The organism is Thermus sp. (genome assembly GCF_056332225.1).
On the sequence record NZ_JBWGQW010000131.1, the window covers coordinates 1 to 1,057 of the forward strand.

1 protein-coding gene is annotated in these 1,057 nt (G+C 47.5%); it reads left to right on the forward strand.

What is annotated here, in order from left to right:
- Positions 1-168: 168 nt before the first annotated feature.
- The gene (locus AC01Y6_RS10480; protein WP_476671466.1) at positions 169-582 is read left to right on the forward strand and encodes a hypothetical protein; all 414 of its coding nucleotides are present in this window, start codon (positions 169-171) and stop codon (positions 580-582) included.
- Positions 583-1,057 lie beyond the last annotated feature (475 nt).

Consider the following 1,057-nt stretch of genomic DNA (forward strand, 5'->3'; position numbering starts at 1 on the left):
CGTTGATGCCCTTGTGGTCGGAGAGGATGCCCCCCACCTCCACCAGGGTGTGGATCTCGTCCCCCACCACCTTCTCCTATACAGGAAGTTAGCAAGTTCGTCTAGGGGATTGACAAAAAAAAACTCAAAACCTACACTAAGTTTCGTCGTTTGTTGAGGACACCAGCTTTGAACAAATTCTTTGAAGAAGAAGATCTCCCCTGGTTTGGGGATTTAAAAAAGGAACTGAAAGAGTCGCTAGAAGGAAGAATCTTCTTGGTTGAGAAGGTAACTCCGTGTAGAACGGGTTACCTTTTAGAGCTAGAAACCTTCAAAATTTTCCTTTTCGCAGGTTCTAAAGGGTTTCAAGCCTGCCAAGTTTGGGAAAACGAGTTACCCTTAAAAACTAAGGCAAAACCGCACCCCGCGGTTTTGATAAAAAAATCCGCAAAAAACGGATTTGTTTTTGGACTTCTAGAGGATAACCCTTGCCAGACTGAGTGGATTGGCAACTCAATTTGGTGTAAATCCACCACTCACCCTTCACCCACTGTAGACAGTGGCGCGACTCAGACTAAGGAGGAGCCGAAACCTAAACGTTAAAGGAGAAGGGTTTTTAAGCCGCTTGAAGCGGCTTAAAAACCCTGCGAAGGGCTAGAGTACTGAAAACCTCCTCTAAAGCCTTTAAAAGGCTCGTACAAACTCCGAATAAAAAAAAAGAAAACCCCCCTCACTGTTAAGGTGGGGGGGGGATTTCGTCGTTTATTGAATTTTATTATCCGCCAGCGTCTCACCCACCGACACTACCCCTAGTGCCGGTAACCTAAGGTTACTCCTTACTACTAAAAAAAGTCAAGAGAGTGGGTAAAGGGGTGAGGGGGGATTCACCGGACACTCTCAGGAATTTTTCCAACAAGCTCGACGGTTTGGTCCAAATAAGTTCCGGTATCCCCAAGTTTGGCGGAGTTATAAACGCCCGGAGTTAGAATCGGCAATCGAACTGGGGATGGCCTGGTTCATCGTCTCGGAGGTGGGCCTCTTCGCCATCCTCATCGCGGGCTACCTCTACCTCCGGCTC